The 15795-nt window shown below is 69.2% G+C and carries 13 protein-coding genes and 1 pseudogene; 11 read left to right on the top strand and 3 right to left on the bottom strand.

From position 1 onward, the window contains the following. The first annotated feature begins 14 nt into the window (after positions 1-14). The 8 genes from AB0M27_RS13155 (at position 15) to AB0M27_RS13120 (ending at position 8267) form a co-directional block, all read left to right on the top strand. Positions 15-1112 carry an enolase C-terminal domain-like protein gene (locus AB0M27_RS13155; RefSeq protein WP_351346749.1) on the top strand — a complete coding sequence of 366 codons (1098 nt, stop codon included), beginning with the start codon at positions 15-17 and terminating at the stop codon, positions 1110-1112. Positions 1113-1207: 95 nt separating this feature from the next. Then, positions 1208-2593, top strand: a complete 1386-nt coding sequence (locus tag AB0M27_RS13150; RefSeq protein WP_365720976.1) for an extracellular solute-binding protein — start codon at positions 1208-1210, stop codon at positions 2591-2593. Beyond that, on the top strand, positions 2590-3522 hold the full coding sequence (locus AB0M27_RS13145; RefSeq protein ID WP_365720974.1) for a sugar ABC transporter permease: 933 nt from the start codon (positions 2590-2592) through the stop codon (positions 3520-3522). Before AB0M27_RS13150 ends, AB0M27_RS13145 begins: the two co-directional genes overlap by 4 nt. Next, a complete protein-coding gene (locus tag AB0M27_RS13140; RefSeq protein ID WP_365720972.1) occupies positions 3519-4433 on the top strand; it encodes a carbohydrate ABC transporter permease in 915 nt (304 codons plus the stop codon). Before AB0M27_RS13145 ends, AB0M27_RS13140 begins: the two co-directional genes overlap by 4 nt. Next, the gene (locus AB0M27_RS13135) at positions 4430-5194 is read left to right on the top strand and encodes a (Fe-S)-binding protein (RefSeq protein WP_365720970.1); all 765 of its coding nucleotides are present in this window, start codon (positions 4430-4432) and stop codon (positions 5192-5194) included. Before AB0M27_RS13140 ends, AB0M27_RS13135 begins: the two co-directional genes overlap by 4 nt. Further along, positions 5191-6630, top strand: coding sequence for a lactate utilization protein B (locus tag AB0M27_RS13130; RefSeq protein WP_365720968.1), 1440 nt, complete (start codon positions 5191-5193; stop codon positions 6628-6630). The genes AB0M27_RS13135 and AB0M27_RS13130 overlap by 4 nt, the downstream gene beginning before the upstream one ends. After that, positions 6627-7271 carry an LUD domain-containing protein gene (locus AB0M27_RS13125; RefSeq protein ID WP_365720966.1) on the top strand — a complete coding sequence of 215 codons (645 nt, stop codon included), beginning with the start codon at positions 6627-6629 and terminating at the stop codon, positions 7269-7271. Before AB0M27_RS13130 ends, AB0M27_RS13125 begins: the two co-directional genes overlap by 4 nt. 48 nt (positions 7272-7319) lie before the next feature. Then, on the top strand, positions 7320-8267 hold the full coding sequence (locus AB0M27_RS13120; RefSeq protein WP_365720964.1) for an alpha/beta hydrolase: 948 nt from the start codon (positions 7320-7322) through the stop codon (positions 8265-8267). Between the two features lie 94 nt (positions 8268-8361). Here AB0M27_RS13120 and AB0M27_RS13115 read toward each other — a convergent pair whose 3' ends face one another. Beyond that, the gene (locus AB0M27_RS13115) at positions 8362-9915 is read right to left on the bottom strand and encodes a hypothetical protein (protein ID WP_365720962.1); all 1554 of its coding nucleotides are present in this window, start codon (positions 9913-9915) and stop codon (positions 8362-8364) included. A 174-nt stretch (positions 9916-10089) separates the two neighbouring features. Here AB0M27_RS13115 and AB0M27_RS13110 point away from each other — a divergent pair, with 174 nt between their 5' ends. Further along, complete coding sequence (locus AB0M27_RS13110) at positions 10090-10296, top strand: hypothetical protein (RefSeq protein ID WP_365720960.1); 207 nt, start codon at positions 10090-10092, stop codon at positions 10294-10296. A 715-nt stretch (positions 10297-11011) separates the two neighbouring features. Here AB0M27_RS13110 and AB0M27_RS13105 read toward each other — a convergent pair. Then, positions 11012-11755: pseudogene (locus AB0M27_RS13105) on the bottom strand (transposase). A gap of 548 nt (positions 11756-12303) precedes the next feature. Here AB0M27_RS13105 and AB0M27_RS13100 point away from each other — a divergent pair. Then, the gene (locus AB0M27_RS13100) at positions 12304-13029 is read left to right on the top strand and encodes a lysophospholipid acyltransferase family protein (RefSeq protein ID WP_365326940.1); all 726 of its coding nucleotides are present in this window, start codon (positions 12304-12306) and stop codon (positions 13027-13029) included. A 61-nt stretch (positions 13030-13090) separates the two neighbouring features. Continuing rightward, the gene (locus AB0M27_RS13095; protein ID WP_365720958.1) at positions 13091-14113 is read left to right on the top strand and encodes an NAD(P)-dependent oxidoreductase; all 1023 of its coding nucleotides are present in this window, start codon (positions 13091-13093) and stop codon (positions 14111-14113) included. 76 nt (positions 14114-14189) lie between these two features. Here AB0M27_RS13095 and AB0M27_RS13090 read toward each other — a convergent pair whose 3' ends face one another. After that, positions 14190-15788 carry an alpha/beta hydrolase gene (locus AB0M27_RS13090; RefSeq protein WP_365720956.1) on the bottom strand — a complete coding sequence of 533 codons (1599 nt, stop codon included), beginning with the start codon at positions 15786-15788 and terminating at the stop codon, positions 14190-14192. Positions 15789-15795 lie beyond the last annotated feature (7 nt).

The raw sequence follows: 15795 nt of genomic DNA, 5'->3' as shown, positions 1-15795 counted from the left end.
GAAATGACATCAGGATGAAGATCACCCATGTCGAGGTACACCGGATCGAAGTTCCGGCGGCCAGCCCGCCCTTCCGCTGGAGGGACGGACTGAGCGGAAGCGCTCCGGTGGGCGACGGCGCGGTGCTGCGCATCGGCACCGACGAGGGAGCCGAGGGGGTGGCGCTGTTCGCCCGGCCCGGAGCCTTCGCCACCCTGCGGGACCTGGTGGAGCGGGTCTTCCGCGAGGAACTGGTCGGAGCCGACCCGTTCCAGCGGGAATGGCTGTGGCACCGGGTGTGGGAGCTGGACCGTATCCACGAGCTCCCGCTCCCCGCCCTGGGCCTGATCGACACCGCCCTGTGGGACCTGGCCGGCCGGTACCACGGTCAGCCGGTCTGGCGCCTGCTGGGCGGCTTCCGGGAGGCGATCCCCGCTTACGCCTCCACCTCGACGTTCTCCAGCATCGCGGAGTTCCTCGACGTGGCGGACCAGTGCCTGGAACTGGGCTACCGCGGTATCAAGCTGCACGCCTGGGGCGATGCCCGGCGTGACGCCGAGCTGTGCCTGGCGTTGCGCGACCACGTCGGTCCGTCGATCCCCCTCATGTACGACGGGTCGGCCGGCTTCGACCTGCCCGACGCGATCCGCCTGGGCCGGGCGCTCTCCGAGGCCGACTACCTCTGGTACGAGGAGCCGATGCGCGAGTTCAGCATCTCCGCGTACCAGAGGCTGGCAGCGGCCGTGGACATACCGCTGCTGGTGGCCGAGACCTCCGACGGAGCGCACATGAACTCCGCGGACTTCATCCGGGCCGGTGCCGCCACCTTCGGGGTGCGGGCCGGCACCACCCTCCGGGGTGGCATCACCGGCGCCATGCGCACCGCACACCTCGCCGACGCCTACCGGCTGCGGGCCGAGGTGCACGGTTCGGACATCCCAAACCACCACCTGTGCATGGCCATCTCCAACACCACCTACTACGAGTCCCTGGTGACCGCGGCGAAGGTCGTCCGCGAGCGCCATGTGGACGACCAGGGTCTGGTGCACGCCCCCACGGGGCCTGGCATAGCCCTCCCGCTCGACTTCGGCTATGGCAAGGAACTCCTGCCGTTCGTCGAGCAGCCGCGCTGACCGGATGGTGGCCGTCCGCCCGGACCGCCACCACAGCCGGCGCCCCCCATCAGGCGCGTTACCTGTCCCACGCAAGAAACAAGAAAGGCAAGACGATGAGGTCTTCCGGATCTCCGAGAGTCGGCCGACGCCGCACGGTGCTGCGCACTGCCGGGGCCGTGCTCTCGCTGGCCATGGCGGCTGTGCTGGCCGGGTGCGCCAGCGCCAACACCTCCACCGATGCCTCCTCCTCGGGGTCGGCGTTCAAGCCGGTCACGCAGAAGGACGGCTCGCAGATCACGGTGTGGGCCGACTCGACCCGCCTGCCGTCGGTGCAGGCCTACCAGAAGTCGCACCCGAACGTGAAGATGAAGATCGTCACGTACGACGGCGGTGCCGACGGTTCCACGTATCTCCAGACGAAGGTGCAGCTCTTCGACCGGACCGGCAGCGGCTGGCCGGACGTGGTGTTCGGTTCACCCACCGACGTGACCTGGGCGTCGGAGCCCACCAAGCCCGGCGCACAGCCGTTCGCCGCGCCCCTGGACGACAAGCTCGTACCCCAGAGCACGCTGGACGGCTTCGCCAAGGGCTCCCTCGCGCCCTGCCAGTTCAACGGCCACACCTACTGCCTGCGCAACGACATCGCGCAGGTCGTTCTCTGGTACAACAAGACCCTCATGGACAAGTGGGGATACAAGGTCCCCACCACCTGGGAGGACTACGAAGCCCTGGGCAAGCAGGTCGCCAAGGACCACCCCGGCTACCTCGTGGGCTCCGTCGGCGACACCAACTCCCACGAGTCGTACTTCTGGTCCGGCCGGTGCCCGGCGTTCAGCCTGACGAAGCCGGACACTCTGCGCAGCGCCCTGCAGGACCCGAACTGCACCCGGATGGCAAAGCTGCTGGACGGGCTGATCTCCGCGAAGGCCGTCACCACCAAGGGCTTCTTCAGCCAGGGCTTTGCCAAGCAGAGCGGCAGCAAGGTCCTGATGGCGTACGGCCCGTCCTGGTACGGCCAGTACCTCTTCAAGGCCGCCTTCAACGCCCCGGCCAAGCAGATCGCCGCGGCGTCCCCGCTGACCTGGAAGGGTGAGACCACGACCGCCACCGGAAACGTCGGCGGCGGCGTGTGGATGGTGTCCTCGCACAGCGCCAACCTCAAGGCGTCCACGGACCTGGCCACCTGGCTGACCACCTCCGACGAGAACCAGACGTCCGCGCCGACCTACCCGGCCTACACCAAGGCCGCGCAGGCGTGGCTGGCCAACCCGGCCAACAGCGACTACTTCGCCAACGACGTGAGCAAGCCCTTCCAGGAGGCCGCCAACGAGGTGTGGACCGGCTGGTCGAACACCAAGTTCCCGGACGCCACCGCCTGGTCCAGCGTCGTGCTGCCTGCCCTGACCGCCGGCAAGTCCCTGACCTCGACCCTGCCGGCGTGGCAGCAGGAGATCAGCAACGAGGCGAAGGCCCACGGATACCAGGTGGTCAACCAATGACCTTGCTGGAGACCGAGCGCGTCGCCGTCTCCCCCCTCCGCCGCGGCATCACGTCGCGGCGGAGGGGCCGCGGTCTCGCGGGCTACTTCTTCGTCGCCGGCTACGCGGTGCTGCTGCTGGCGTTCGGTGTCTTCCCCACCGGCTACTCGTTCTACCTGGCGCTCACCAACGACCACGGCCAGTTCACCGGACTCAACCAGTTCGTGAAGGTCGCCCAGGACTACCGCTTCGTGCCGGCCTTCACGAACATGCTGATCTACCTGGTCATGTGGCTGGTCACACTCGTCGTCCTGGTGGTCCTGGTCGCGGTGGTCCTGCGCAGCCGGGTGCGGCCGGGCACCTCGGCGCTCTTCCGCTTCCTGTACTACATTCCCGGCGCCCTCGCCGGGGTCGCCAGCGTCCTGGTATGGCTGTTCATGCTGGACCCGGACGTCAGCCCGGTGGCCTGGATGCTCAAGAGCATGGGACTGCAGACCTTCGCGGCCGTGCTCTCGCCCGGCAACCTGCCGCTGATCCTCATGCTGATCGCCTTCTGGACCGGCGCCGGCGGCTGGATGGTCGTGATGTACGGGGCGCTGAACAACATCCCCGACGAGGTGCTGGAAGCCGCCCGGATGGACGGCGCGGGGCCCTGGCGCACCGCCTGGCACATCCAGATCCCGATGATCCGGCAGTGGATCGTCTACATGGCAATCATGGCGTTCGCCACCGGCACCCAGCTGTTCGTCGAGCCCCAGTTGCTCCAGACCGCCAGCCTCGGCCGGGTGAGCCCCACGTGGTCACCCAACCAGCTCGCCTACGTCTACGCCTTCCAGCAGGGCGACTTCAACGGCGCCGCCGCCATCTCCGTCTTCCTGCTTGCGCTGGGGCTCCTGGCGGCCGGACTGCTGGTGGCCCGATCGAACCTGTTCAAGTTGGACGAGAAATGACAAAGACCACTCTCCCCTCGGCAGCGGCGGGCCGGCGCTTCCACCCTTCCCGGGCCGCCTCCTTCCTGGTGGTGGGCCTCCTGCTGGCCCTGCTGCTGGTGTTCTTCGTGTTGCCGGTGATCTGGCTGCTGCTCGCGCCGTCGAAGACCGCCGGCCAAGTGGTGCAGGACAACCCGTTCTCCTTCGGCTCGTTCCGGCAGATCGGCGCCGCCTGGCGGCACCTGTTCGCCTTCCAGGACGGCGCCATGGTCACCTGGCTGCGCAACTCGGCCATCTACTCCGGTGGTTCGCTCATCCTGACGCTGGCCGTCAGCGTGCCCGCCGGATACGCGCTGGCCCTGACGAAGTTCCGCGGACGCAAGACGCTCCTCATGATCACCCTGGTCACGATGATCATGCCGCAGGCCACCCTGGTGCTGCCGGTCTTCCTGGAACTCAACCGCTTCCACCTGATCGGCACCATATGGTCGGTGATCCTGCCCTTCTCCTTCTACCCGTTCGGCGTGTACCTCGTGTACATCTACTTCGGGAGCAGCCTGCCCAGGGACCTGCTGTCGGCCGCGCGGATCGACGGTTGTTCGGAGTGGCAGCTCTTCTCGCGCATCGCGCTTCCGCTGGCGAAGCCGGTGGTCGGACTGGTCGCCTTCTTCAGCTTCGTGGGCAACTGGAACAACTTCTTCCTGCCGTACCTCGTCCTGCCGAACAGCGAGCAGTTCCCCGTCCAGGTGGGCCTGAACCAGCTGCTGACGTCCACCCCGTCGTTCAACCCGGTCGCCGGGGCGGGTCTGAACATCACCATCCCGGAACTGGCCCTGGCGATCATCGTCGCCATCCTGCCCGTTCTGGTGCTCTTCCTGTTCTCGCAGCGCACACTGGTCTCCGGGATGCTCGCCGGAGCGACCAAGGAATGAGTCCCCTCCGCGTCGCCCTCTTCCCCACCTGCGTCAACGACGCCGTCCACCCCGCCACGGCGATCGCCACGGTCACTGTCCTCGAACGACTCGGCGTCGAGGTGGACTTCCCCTTCGAACAGACGTGCTGCGGCCAGCCGCAGTACAACACCGGCTACCGCCGGGAGACCGAGCCGCTGGTGCGCCGCATGGCCAGGGCGTTCGACGGATACGACCACGTGGTGGCCCCGTCCGGCTCTTGCGTGGCCATGATCCGAGACAACTATCCCCGGCTCGGTGCCCGCGCCGCCGCCGAGGGGCGGGGCGACGACCTCGCCGAACAGGCTCGCTCCCTGGCCGGCCGCGTCCACGAGTTCACCGAGTTCCTGGTCGACGTACTGGGCGTCACCGACGTCGGCGCGTACTTCCCCCACACCGTCACCTACCACCCGTCCTGTCACGGACTGCGGGTGCTGGGACTCGGTGACCGTCCCCGGCGGCTGCTGGAGGCGGTCGAGGGCCTGGCACTGGTCGAACTCCCCGGCGCGGACGAGTGCTGTGGGTTCGGGGGCACCTTCGCGGTGAAGAACTCCGATGTCTCGGCGGCCATGGGCGCCGACAAGATCCGCAACGCCGAGTCCACCGGCGCCCGCGTGCTGTGCGGCGCCGACAACTCCTGCCTCATGCACCTGGACGGGATGCTGCGCCGGCGGGGCAGTGACCTGCGCCCGCTGCACCTCGCCGAAATCCTTGCCTCCACCCGAACGGAACCCTTGCGATGACCGGTACGTACCTGGGGATGCCCGCCTTCCCCCGCGCGGCCGCCGCCGCCACCCAGGACACCCGTCTGCGGGCGAACCTGACCCGGGCCACCGGCACCATCCGCGCCAAGCGCGCGCAGGCCGTCGCCGAGCTGGACGACTGGGCACGACTGCGCGCCGCCGGAGCCGCGATCAAGGACCGGACGCTGCGCCATCTCGACCACTACCTCGAGCAGTTGGAGGCGGCTGTCACCCGAGCCGGCGGTGTGGTGCACTGGGCGGCCGATGCCGGCGAGGCCAACCGGATCGTCGCCGACCTGATCAAGGCCACCGGGGAGACCGAGGTCGTCAAGGTCAAGTCCATGGCCACCCAGGAGATCGGCCTCAACGAAGCCCTGGCCGCCGAAGGCATCACCGCCTACGAGACCGACCTCGCCGAACTGATCGTGCAGTTGGGCGACGACCGGCCCTCCCACATCCTGGTCCCGGCGATCCACAAAAACCGGGGCGAGATCCGGGACGTCTTCCGCGAGAGCATGAGCCAGTGGGGGCGCCCGGCGCCCGAGGGGCTCACCGACGATCCCGCGGAACTTGCCGAGGCCGCCCGCCTGCACCTGCGCGAGAAGTTCCTGCGCGCCAAAGTGGCCGTCTCCGGCGGGAACTTCATGGTCGCCGAAACGGGCACGGTGGTCGTCGTGGAGTCGGAGGGCAACGGCCGGATGTGCCTGACCCTGTCCGAGACGCTGATCTCCGTGGTGGGCATCGAGAAAGTCGTACCCACCTGGCGGGACCTGGAGGTCTTCCTCCAGACCCTGCCCCGCTCCTCCACCGCCGAACGGATGAACCCGTACACCTCGATGTGGTCCGGCACCACCGAAGGCGACGGGCCCCGGGAATTCCACCTGGTCCTGCTCGACAACGGCCGCACCGCCATCCTCGCCGACGAAGTGGGCCGCCAGGCGCTGCGCTGCATCCGCTGCTCCGCGTGCCTCAACGTCTGCCCCGTCTACGAACGCGCCGGCGGCCACGCCTACGGCTCGCCCTACCCCGGCCCCATCGGAGCCATCCTCACCCCCCAACTCCGCGGGACCGGTACCGCACTGGACGCCTCCCTGCCCTACGCCTCCTCGCTGTGCGGCTCCTGCTACGAGGTCTGCCCGGTCGCCATCGACATCCCCGAAGTCCTCGTCCACCTCCGCGAACGGGTGGCCGAAGAGGGCGGTGCGGGCCACCGGCTGGAGAAGGCCGCCATTCGCGCGGCCGGCTGGATCCTCGACCGACCGGCGGTTCTCGCCGCGGCCGAGCGCACCGCCTCCCGTACCCGACGGCTGCACCCCCGCCGCCTGCCCGGCCCCGGCAGCGGAGCCTGGAGCGAGTCCCGCGATCTGCCCCGTATGCCGGCCGAGCCCTTCCGCGACTGGTGGCGCGCCAACCGAACGACCGAGGAGCGCCCATGAGCAGCCGGGACATGGTGCTCGGCCGTATCCGCACGGCCCTGAGCGACGTCCCCCGCCAGGAGCGGCCCGAGGACGTCCCCGTCGCCCGCGACTACCGGGCCGCACACGCCGCGGACGACCCCGGTGCGCTGCTGGACCTGCTCCAGGACCATCTCACCGAGTACCGCGCGACCGTGCACCGGTGCGACCCCGCCGCGCTGCCCGCGACGCTGGCCGCGGTGCTGGCCCTGCGGGGCGCGCGTACGGTCGTCGTCCCCGAGGGGCTGCCCGAGGAGTGGCTGTCCGAGGCCGTGGTCAAACGGCTCACCGACACCCCGCCGCTGAGCCCGCGCGCCTGCGACGAGGCGGACAGCGTGGTGACGGGCTGCGCTCTGGCCATCGCCGAGACGGGCACGATCGTGCTGGACGGCGGCCCGGGACAGGGCCGGCGTGCGCTGAGCCTGATCCCCGACCACCACCTCTGCGTAGTGCGCGCCCCGGAACAGGTCGTCGCCTCGGTTCCGGCCGCCGTGGCGAGGCTGTCACCGAACCGCCCGCTCACCTGGATCTCCGGTCCTTCCGCCACCAGCGACATCGAACTCGAACGTGTCGAAGGCGTCCACGGCCCCCGAATCCTCGACGTCGTCCTCGTCCACCCCTGAGCCGCACCGGCGCCGCGCACCCCTCCCCCGACGACACCTGGAGCAGCCTTGCCCTCCGAGCCCATCACCTGGCCGCCGCCCGAACTCGCCGTACCGCCGGTACAGCTCCCACCGACCGCCCCCACCACCGCCGCCGACGGCGTCCGCCGATACGACGGGCTGAGCTACGCCACCAACTCCGGTTACCGGCCGCGGCTGCTGGACCTGTCCGTGCCGACGGCTGCCGAACCCCCCGCCGTGGTGGTCTGGATCCACGGCGGCGCCTGGATGGAGGGCGACCGGCGCCACCCGCCGCCGACCGTGAGCGCGGACCTCCTCTTCGGCTCCCTGCTGCGGGCCGGACTCGCCGTCGCCACCATCGACTACCGCCACGCCCGCGAAGCCCCCTTCCCCGCCCAACTGCACGACGTCAAGGCGGCCATCCGCTACCTGCGCCACTACGCCGGGACGCTCGGGATCGCCCGGACGCGGATCGGCTTGTGGGGGGAGTCCGCCGGCGGGCACCTGGCCGCGCTGGCCGGGCTCACCGGCGCAGCCCACCCCTCGCTCGAGGGAACGGAAGGGATCGCACAGGGCGACACGACGGTCGGAGCAGTCGTGGACTGGTACGGGATCACCGACGTGGGGGCGCTACTGCCGGACGCGCCTGGCCCCCACGACCCCTTCGTCACCCTCCTGGGCGGCGACCCGGCCGACCGGCTGCACCTGGCGGCGGCCGCCAGCCCGGTCAGCTACGCGCGGTCCCCGGCGCCGCCCTTCCTCCTGGTCCACGGGACCCACGACACGCTTGTCCCCTTCGAGCACAGCGAGCGCCTGGCCGGACTCCTGCGGGCCGCAGGCAACCACGCGGAGCTCGTCGCCGTACCGGACGCCGAGCACATCTTCCTCAACGCCGACGTCGCTCCGGTCGTCGCCCGCTGCGTCGCCTTCCTCGCCCATCACCTGCGCCGCCCCGCGACCGACCGGGCCGCGGGAATCCGGCCGGTTGCCCCGTGACCCCGCGCTCGGCCGAGTGAGCCCGCCCCGGCGCACGCCGGGGGCCACCGCCGGCACACGACCCGGGCGCTTCGCTCTCCGGCACGACACCCACTCAGACGAGGAACTCGGCGAGCGGGAAGGAGCGGTGGCGGCGTGGTGGAACCAGATAGTTCTGCCGGTGGGTCGTGTGCAGGACCGAGTTGATGCCGGCGTGGGGGCTGCGCGGTGCGATGGGGAGTGTCCTGTCGGGATAGTGGCCGTCCATCGAGAGCCGAACGAGATTGAAGATCCCAATAGTCGGCTGGAACGAAATGAAGTGCAGCCCGGCCGCTTTCTTGCTGCTGTAGTGGTCTCCCGTCGGATCGGATGTGTAGTGGAACGGGTTGTCCAGCGTGTCGAAATCCCCGCGCACGGGGATGGTCGTCCCGCTGGGGTAGACCTTCCCGTAATTGCTGGTCGTCGATGATGTGGTGCTGTCCACCTTCGACATGCTCCCCGTGTGGCCGTAGGCGTGGTACTGCTTGACCCCTTGCGCCACTTCGGCCTCACTTTGACCTGGCGGTTGGAGGGCGAACGTACCCGGCGCGGGCGAGAGGCCGGGCTGCAGCATCGCCTGGACGCGATCGGCGTACGTGCGGTACTTCTGTTCGTACCAGGCCACCAGGTCTTGAAACAGGTGCGAGAGATGCATGGTGGTCCCCTGTTTGAAGTAACCGTTGGGCCACTGATCGGTGACGCCAGGCAGGGTCTCCAGACTCGCGATGTTGCCGGGTCCCATGTTCGAGTCCAGGGTGGTGGCGAAGCCGAGGAAACCCTGCGCCTGTCGAGGGATCGAGTGTGCGCCGGGGATATTGGCCGCCAGCGCCAGCTTGCTCGGCAGGCCCTGTTGCCCGTAGAAACCGCCCCCGGAGAAGCCCTGGCGGATACTCGTCACCTTGAACAAGCTGCCCGCCTGGTTGCTCCCAAGCCCGAAGAGGGCCTTTTGGGCCTCCTTGACATGGGCGAGCGAGTCGCTGCGGAGTAGCACGGCCACGTCGTTCTGTTCCAGGCGGACCGGCCCGAAACCGGGCGGGGGCTCGTCGCTGGGAAACGTCCTGGCCTCCTGCAGCGCGTACACGGTATGGCCCTCCGCCTTGGAGGACGTCAAATCGACCGGCAGATACGTTGGGTAACGTGTTCCCGCCTTGAAGAAGTCTGACGTCTTGCCCAGGGTCGGGATGTAGTGGTGGAAGTAGGGAAGTCCCCAGGCCACCGTGGTGGCCACTCCTGTCGGAGTGGGCGGAAATCTGCCTTCCAGATCCAGGAGGGCGGACTCGAGGTGGTGCTGCGCCTCCTGCAACGCCTTGGCTTTCGCCGGCACATTCAGCTTTGCGGTAATGACATGATCATGCAGGGCCGGCACCCGGACCGCAATCGTGCCCTTGCTGCTCTTCACGCCCGAGCCATCGACCTTGACCACCTGCTCGTTCTGCAGGATGTATTGTTCCTGGATGCTGTCGGCGGCAGCGGCCCGGTCCGGTGGTTTTGCAATGCTGTCGATCATCTCGTAGATGCCGGCGGAGGCCAGAGCGGCACCGAAGGTGCCCGCTGTCCCTTGAAGAAGGCGTCGCCTGCTCAAGTTCCCGCGTGATCGTTCCGCACGCGCATTTTCGTTGCCATCTGTCATGAAATGGATTCCTCCCACTCATGCGCATCGGGGGGCCAGGGGAAATGGAAGGCGAGGACCCTTCACTGTCACGATATAATCACACGTGGCCTGGGTGCCTTGAAGTCAACACACGACTCGGGTCATTGAAGCCCATATGTGCTGCGACGTTTCCTTGAGCCCGGGGCAGTGCACGTGCATCAAGCGGACCCGTTCGACGGCGCCCTGACCCGCCGCCAGAAACGGGTCGATTACCTCAGCCCCGTCGAATTCGAGGAAAAGCACTACACCGACCGGGCAACGCCCGAACCGGTGAGACCGGGGAACGTGCCGGCGGTGCTCTCCGCCGCTGTTGACGACGGCCGCCGCGTGCAATCCCGCCGTGCGGTGGGGGCTGCCTGACGGGTTCCGGGCCATGGTCGATGTCGGAGCCGGTTGCGGAGTTCGGCAAAGGGAGATATCCAGCCTGCCGGTTGACGAGGCGGATCCGCTGCCCGGGGTCCTGCACAAGCTCCTGTTCTCCACAGCCGCCGAGGGCGGGGCCGTCTGGCGCAACGCCTTCAACGCGCACGCCTGGAAGCCCGCCCTCGCTGCGGCGGGACCGATCCCCGAGCCCGGGCCGGGGAAGCGGTACAAGGAAGCGCGCGAAGACGGCATGCGCGCGCTCCGGCACTTCTCCGCTTCGGTGCCCTCGACGCAGGAGAGAGAGCGTCAGGGCCCTGATCGCCTACCTCGGCCGTGCCGACACCGGGTTCACGCTCCGGACCTGCACCCGTCTCTTGCCGAGCGGCGGGGCGCGTACGCGGAAGGCTGTCGACGCGATGTACCGCACGGCCCGCGAGCCCCCGACGGCCCCCTGACGGCCCAAGGGTTTCGCACCTGCCCCTGATCACCGGGAAACCGCCGCTCAGCAGCATTCTCGTCCCGTCCGTGGACTGACCTGCCGGGCCCTCGTCGAATACGCCGGCTGCGGCGTCCCGGACCGCCCCCGGCGAGGACCCTGCCGGCCTGCCTCGACCGGCCGCGCTGCCGCACCTGCCCGGCCCCACACCCCACCTGTCACCCGTCTGGAGCGCCTGCAGGTGGGGTCTGATGCAGGTTCGGGTGACAGGTTCGGTCACGCGGCCTGGAGGGCCGGTGTGGTCATGACGGTCTCGAATTCGACGGGTGTCAGCCGGCCGAGTGCGGCTTGTCTGCGGCGCCGGTGGTAGGTCCTCTCGATCCAGGACACGATCGCGATCCGCAGTTCTTCACGGGTGGCCCAGGTCCGGCGGTCGAGGACGTTCTTCTGCAGCAGGCTGAAGAAGGACTCCATGGCCGCGTTGTCGCCGGCCACCCCGACTCTCCCTATCGATCCGGCCATCTGGTGGTGGTCGAGGGCTCGGACGAACTTCCGGGACCGGAACTGCGATCCGCGATCGCTGTGCAGGATGCACCCGGCGACGTGTTCACGCCGGGCCACGGCGTTGTCCAGGGCGGCTACGGCGAGGCGGGACTTCATCCGCGCACCCGGCACGTCACCGTGACGGCACCCCGTCCGCGGCCAGCTCTTTCACGAGCGGGTAGATCCTTTTCCCGGCAGATGCGCCTGCGACAGATAGGCCGCGGCCCGGCGCAGGACCTCGTTCTCCTGCTCCAGCAGCTTGATCCGCCGACGTGCTTCCCGCAGTCCCGCGCTCTCCGGGCTGGTCACCCCGGACTTGGTCCCGTCGTCGATATCCGCCCGGCGCATCCACTTCCACAACGTCATCGGGTGGACCCCGAAGTCGGTGGCCACCTGCTCCACCGTCACACCCGGGCCGCGGTTCCTCGCGACCCGCACGACGTCCTGGCGGAACTCTTCCGGATAAGGCTTGGGCACAGCGACATCCTTTCCACCCGCCCGACAAGGCAAGCCAGTTCAGATGTCACCCGATCGCGCATCAGACCCACTCGCCCAGGGGGGCGTCGACTCCGGCGTAGGCGCGGGAACTGGCCGGCGATTGCCCACGTTGCTTCGTCGGTCACGTCTGCTCAAAGAGCGGGCGAGAAGTCGGCGCCCGGCGTAGTGAAGTCCGACAAGATGGGCTTCGATCTGTCAGGGGTGTCGTCGTTGGGTTTACCGGCAGGCACGCACGGAGTGTGAGCGGGTTCGCCTGTCGGCTTCTTGGTCGGGCTGTGGTTCTGCGAGGTCGAGGTCTTGGAGTCGGTGGTGGTCAGGCGGCCGAAGTGCTGAGCCCTACTTGCGGCGGTCCTGGGGTACGCGCCTCACCTAACGGGTCATCAGGTAACTCAGCAAAGGGTCAGCATGAGACCGACCGAACGTGGCTACAGATGACGACAGGTGCACATCGGTCTGCACCCGCCATTGATGAGTTGACCTGGGGAAACGCCGGTTCCACGGGGAGCTGGTAATGTGAGGAGCGAGCCATGTTCTACTATTTGCTCAAGTACGTGCTGCTGGGTCCCCTGCTGAGACTGGTCTTCCGGCCGCGGATCGAGGGCCTGGAGAACGTGCCGGACTCCGGCCCCGCGATCGTCGCCGGGAACCATCTGTCCTTCTCCGACCACTTCCTGATGCCGGCGATGCTCAGGCGCCGGATCACCTTCCTCGCCAAGGCGGAGTACTTCACCGGCCCGGGGCTCAAGGGCCGGCTCACCGCGTTCTTCTTCCGCAGCGCCGGGCAGATCCCGGTGGACCGCTCGGGCAAGGATGCGGGTCAGGCGGCGATCCGCGAGGGCCTGAAGGTGCTGGGCAGGGGCGAGCTGCTGGGGATCTACCCGGAGGGCACCCGTTCGCACGACGGCAGGCTCTACAAGGGCAAGGTCGGCGTCGCGGTGATGGCGCTGAAGGCCGGGGTGCCGGTCGTACCGTGCGCGATGATCGGCACGTTCGAGGCCCAGCCGCCCGGGAAGGTCATCCCGAACGTCCATCCGGTCACCATCCGCTTCGGCAAGCCGCTCGACTTCTCCCGCTACGCCGGCATGGAACAGGAGAAGGCAATCCTGCGGGCCGTCACCGACGAGATCATGTACGCCATCCTGGTGCTGTCCGAGCAGGAGTACGTCGACGAGTACGCGGCCGTCGTCAAGGAACGGTCGGCCGCGGAGCAGGGCACCAGGGAACGCAGGTTCCCGCGTGCGCCGCTGAGCTGAACGCCTCTGCCGACGGCAGAAGCTCCACCGCCGCGGCGGCCCGCGTACCTAGGCTCGCCCCATGAAGACAGCTGTGGTGATCGGGGCGAGCGGACAGATCGGCCGTCCGGCGGTGGAGGCGCTGGCACGGGACGGCTGGGAGGTGACTGCGGCCTCGCGGGGCGGCGGCCGGGACCGGGCGTGGGGTGACGGGGTACGGACGGTCCGGCTGGACCGCTCCGACGACACGGCCCTGGCCGCGGTGGTCGGCGACGGCTGCGACCTGGTGGTCGACATGGTCGCCTACGGCGCCGCGCACGCACGGCAGTTGACGTCCCTGGCGGGCCGTGTCGGCTCGGCGGTCGTGATCTCCAGCGTGTCCGTGTACGACGACGGCAAGGGCCGGAACTTCGACACGCTGCACGAGCCGGACGGCTTTCCGGCCTACCCGGTGCCGGTCCCCGAGACCCAGCCGACGGTGGCTCCGGCCGACGCGTCGTACAGCACGCGCAAGGTCGCGCTGGAACACGAACTCCTCGTGGTGGCCGACCGGTTGCCGGTGACCGTGCTGCGGCCGGGCGCGGTGCACGGGCCGTACAGCCCGCTGCCCCGTGAGCTGTACTTCGTCAAGCGGAATCTGGACGGCAGGCGCAGGCGGGTGCTGTCGTACGAGGGCGAGAGCCGGTTCCATCCGTCGAGTGCCCGGAACATCGCCGAGCTCGTACGGCTGGCCGCGGCCCGGCCCGGTGCCCGGGTGCTCAACGCCTGTGACGGCGAGGCCCCGACGGCGACCGAGATCGGCGCGGCGGTCGACGCGGTGATGGGCGTGGAGACGGAGACGACCCTCCTCGACGGCCCTCCCGACGGCTCCGTCGGCCGGACCCCCTGGTCGGTTCCGCTGCCGGTCGTCTTCGACATGTCCGCCGCCGAACGGGAGTTGGGCTACCGGCCGGTGGTCTCGTACGCCGAGAGCCTGCCGGAGACGGTCGAGTGGCTGACGGACGCGCTCGCCGGCCGGGACTGGCGGGAGTGCTTCCCGCTCCTCGCCCAGGTGTATCCGGACCTGTTCGACTACACGGCCGAGGACACCCGGTTCGCCGCGTGAGCGCGTGGCGAGAGCGAGGGCATGAGCGAGGGGCGGCCGGAGAGCCCGGCCGCCCCTCGTCGCCGTACGATCCCGGTTACGGCTTGGGCGTGGCGTGCGGGTCGCAGGTCACGTCCGCGCCGTCCAGCTTGCCGTCGACCAGGTAGGAGTCGACGCGCTGGTTGACGCACGGGTTGACCAGGCCGGTCACACCGTGCGAGCCGGCGTCCTTCTCGGTGATCAGACGGGAGCCCTGGAACCGCTTGTGCAGTTCGACGGCGCCCTCGTACGGGGTGGCCGCGTCCCGGGTGGACTGCACGATCAGCACCTGCGGCAGGCCCTTGTGGGTCCGCACGTCGACCGGGGTCTGCTGCTTGACCGGCCAGGTGGCGCAGGGCAGGTTCATCCAGGCGTTGGCCCAGGTCATGAACGGGTAGCTCTTGTTGAGCTCGGTGTTGTCCTTGTCCCACCTCTTCCAGCTGGTGGGCCACTTGGCGTCCGTGCACTCGACGGCCGTGTAGACGGCGTTGCCGTTCTCGGCGGAGACATTGCCGGCCGTGTTGGACATGTCGGGTGCGGCGGCGTCGACCAGCGCCTGGGTGTCACCGGCGACGTACTTGCTGAACACCGTGGCGACCGGCACCCACGAGGAGTCGTAGTACGGCGCGCTCTGGAAGAAGGCGATCAGCTCGGCCGGGCCGACGACCCCGCCGATGGGGTTCTTCTTGGCGGTGGCGCGCAGCTGGAGCCACTTGGCCTGGACGGCGTCGCGGGTGGTGCCGAGGTGGAAGGTGGCGTCGTTCGCGGCGACCCAGTCCTCCCAGTCCTTCCAGCGGCCCTCGAAGGCGATGTCCTGGCCCAGGTTGGCCTGGTACCAGATGTTCTCGCGGGCCGGGTTGACCACGCTGTCCACGATCATGCGGCGCAGGTGGCCCGGGAAAAGGGTGCCGTAGACGGCGCCGAGGTAGGTGCCGTAGGAGACGCCGAGGTAGTTGAGCTTCTTCTCGCCCAGGGCGGCGCGGATGACGTCCAGGTCGCGGGCGGTGTTCGGCGTGGTCATCTGCTGGAGCATCGCCTGGCCGGTGCGCTCCAGGCAGCCGTCCGCATACTCGCGGGCCAGCTTGCGCTGGGCGGTCTTGTCCGCCTCGGTGTCCGGCACCGGGTCCATCTTCGGCGCCTTCACGAACTCCTGCGGGTCCTCGCAGGAGATGGGCGCGGAGTGGCCGACGCCGCGCGGGTCGAAACCGACGAAGTCGTAGGCCTTGGATACGTTCGCCCAGACGGGGTTCTTGGTGGTGACCCGGCGCGGGAAGCGCAGGCCGGAGCCACCGGGACCGCCCGGGTTGTAGACGAGGGCGCCCTGGCGCTCCTCCTTGGTCCCCGTGTTGCCGATGCGGTCGACGGCGAGCTCGATCTGCTTGCCGTACGGGTGCGCGTAGTCGAGCGGGACGCTCACCCAGCCGCACTGGATGGGCTTCTCCAGCCCCCAGTCGGCCGGACAGTCCTTCCAGTCGATGCCGGCCTTGGCGGCGCGGGCGGCGGCGATCTCGGCGCCCTTGGCCTCCCGGTCCGGGCCGGGCCGGCCGGCGGCGCTGGCCGCAGGCGCCGAGACGGCACCGGCGATCAGGGTGGCGGTGACGAGCGCTCCGGCCGAACCGAGCGCCAGCAGGCGGCTCTTCGGTCTGTTCTCCCTCAAGTGGGCC

Source organism: Streptomyces sp. NPDC052107 (assembly GCF_040680215.1).
Classification (GTDB): Bacteria; Actinomycetota; Actinomycetes; order Streptomycetales; family Streptomycetaceae; genus Streptomyces.
Note: the sequence above shows the minus strand (reverse complement) of the source record. Positions and strands in the feature narration are given on the sequence as shown.

Coding starts and splice junctions, on each gene's coding strand:
- AB0M27_RS13140 (WP_365720972.1), top strand. CDS start 3,519: ATGACAAAGACCACTCTCCCCTCGGCAGCGGCGGGCCGGCGCTTCCAC.
- AB0M27_RS13095 (WP_365720958.1), top strand. CDS start 13,091: ATGAAGACAGCTGTGGTGATCGGGGCGAGCGGACAGATCGGCCGTCCG.
- AB0M27_RS13125 (WP_365720966.1), top strand. CDS start 6,627: ATGAGCAGCCGGGACATGGTGCTCGGCCGTATCCGCACGGCCCTGAGC.
- AB0M27_RS13130 (WP_365720968.1), top strand. CDS start 5,191: ATGACCGGTACGTACCTGGGGATGCCCGCCTTCCCCCGCGCGGCCGCC.
- AB0M27_RS13135 (WP_365720970.1), top strand. CDS start 4,430: ATGAGTCCCCTCCGCGTCGCCCTCTTCCCCACCTGCGTCAACGACGCC.
- AB0M27_RS13115 (WP_365720962.1), bottom strand. CDS start 9,915: ATGACAGATGGCAACGAAAATGCGCGTGCGGAACGATCACGCGGGAAC.
- AB0M27_RS13155 (WP_351346749.1), top strand. CDS start 15: ATGAAGATCACCCATGTCGAGGTACACCGGATCGAAGTTCCGGCGGCC.
- AB0M27_RS13145 (WP_365720974.1), top strand. CDS start 2,590: ATGACCTTGCTGGAGACCGAGCGCGTCGCCGTCTCCCCCCTCCGCCGC.
- AB0M27_RS13100 (WP_365326940.1), top strand. CDS start 12,304: ATGTTCTACTATTTGCTCAAGTACGTGCTGCTGGGTCCCCTGCTGAGA.
- AB0M27_RS13150 (WP_365720976.1), top strand. CDS start 1,208: ATGAGGTCTTCCGGATCTCCGAGAGTCGGCCGACGCCGCACGGTGCTG.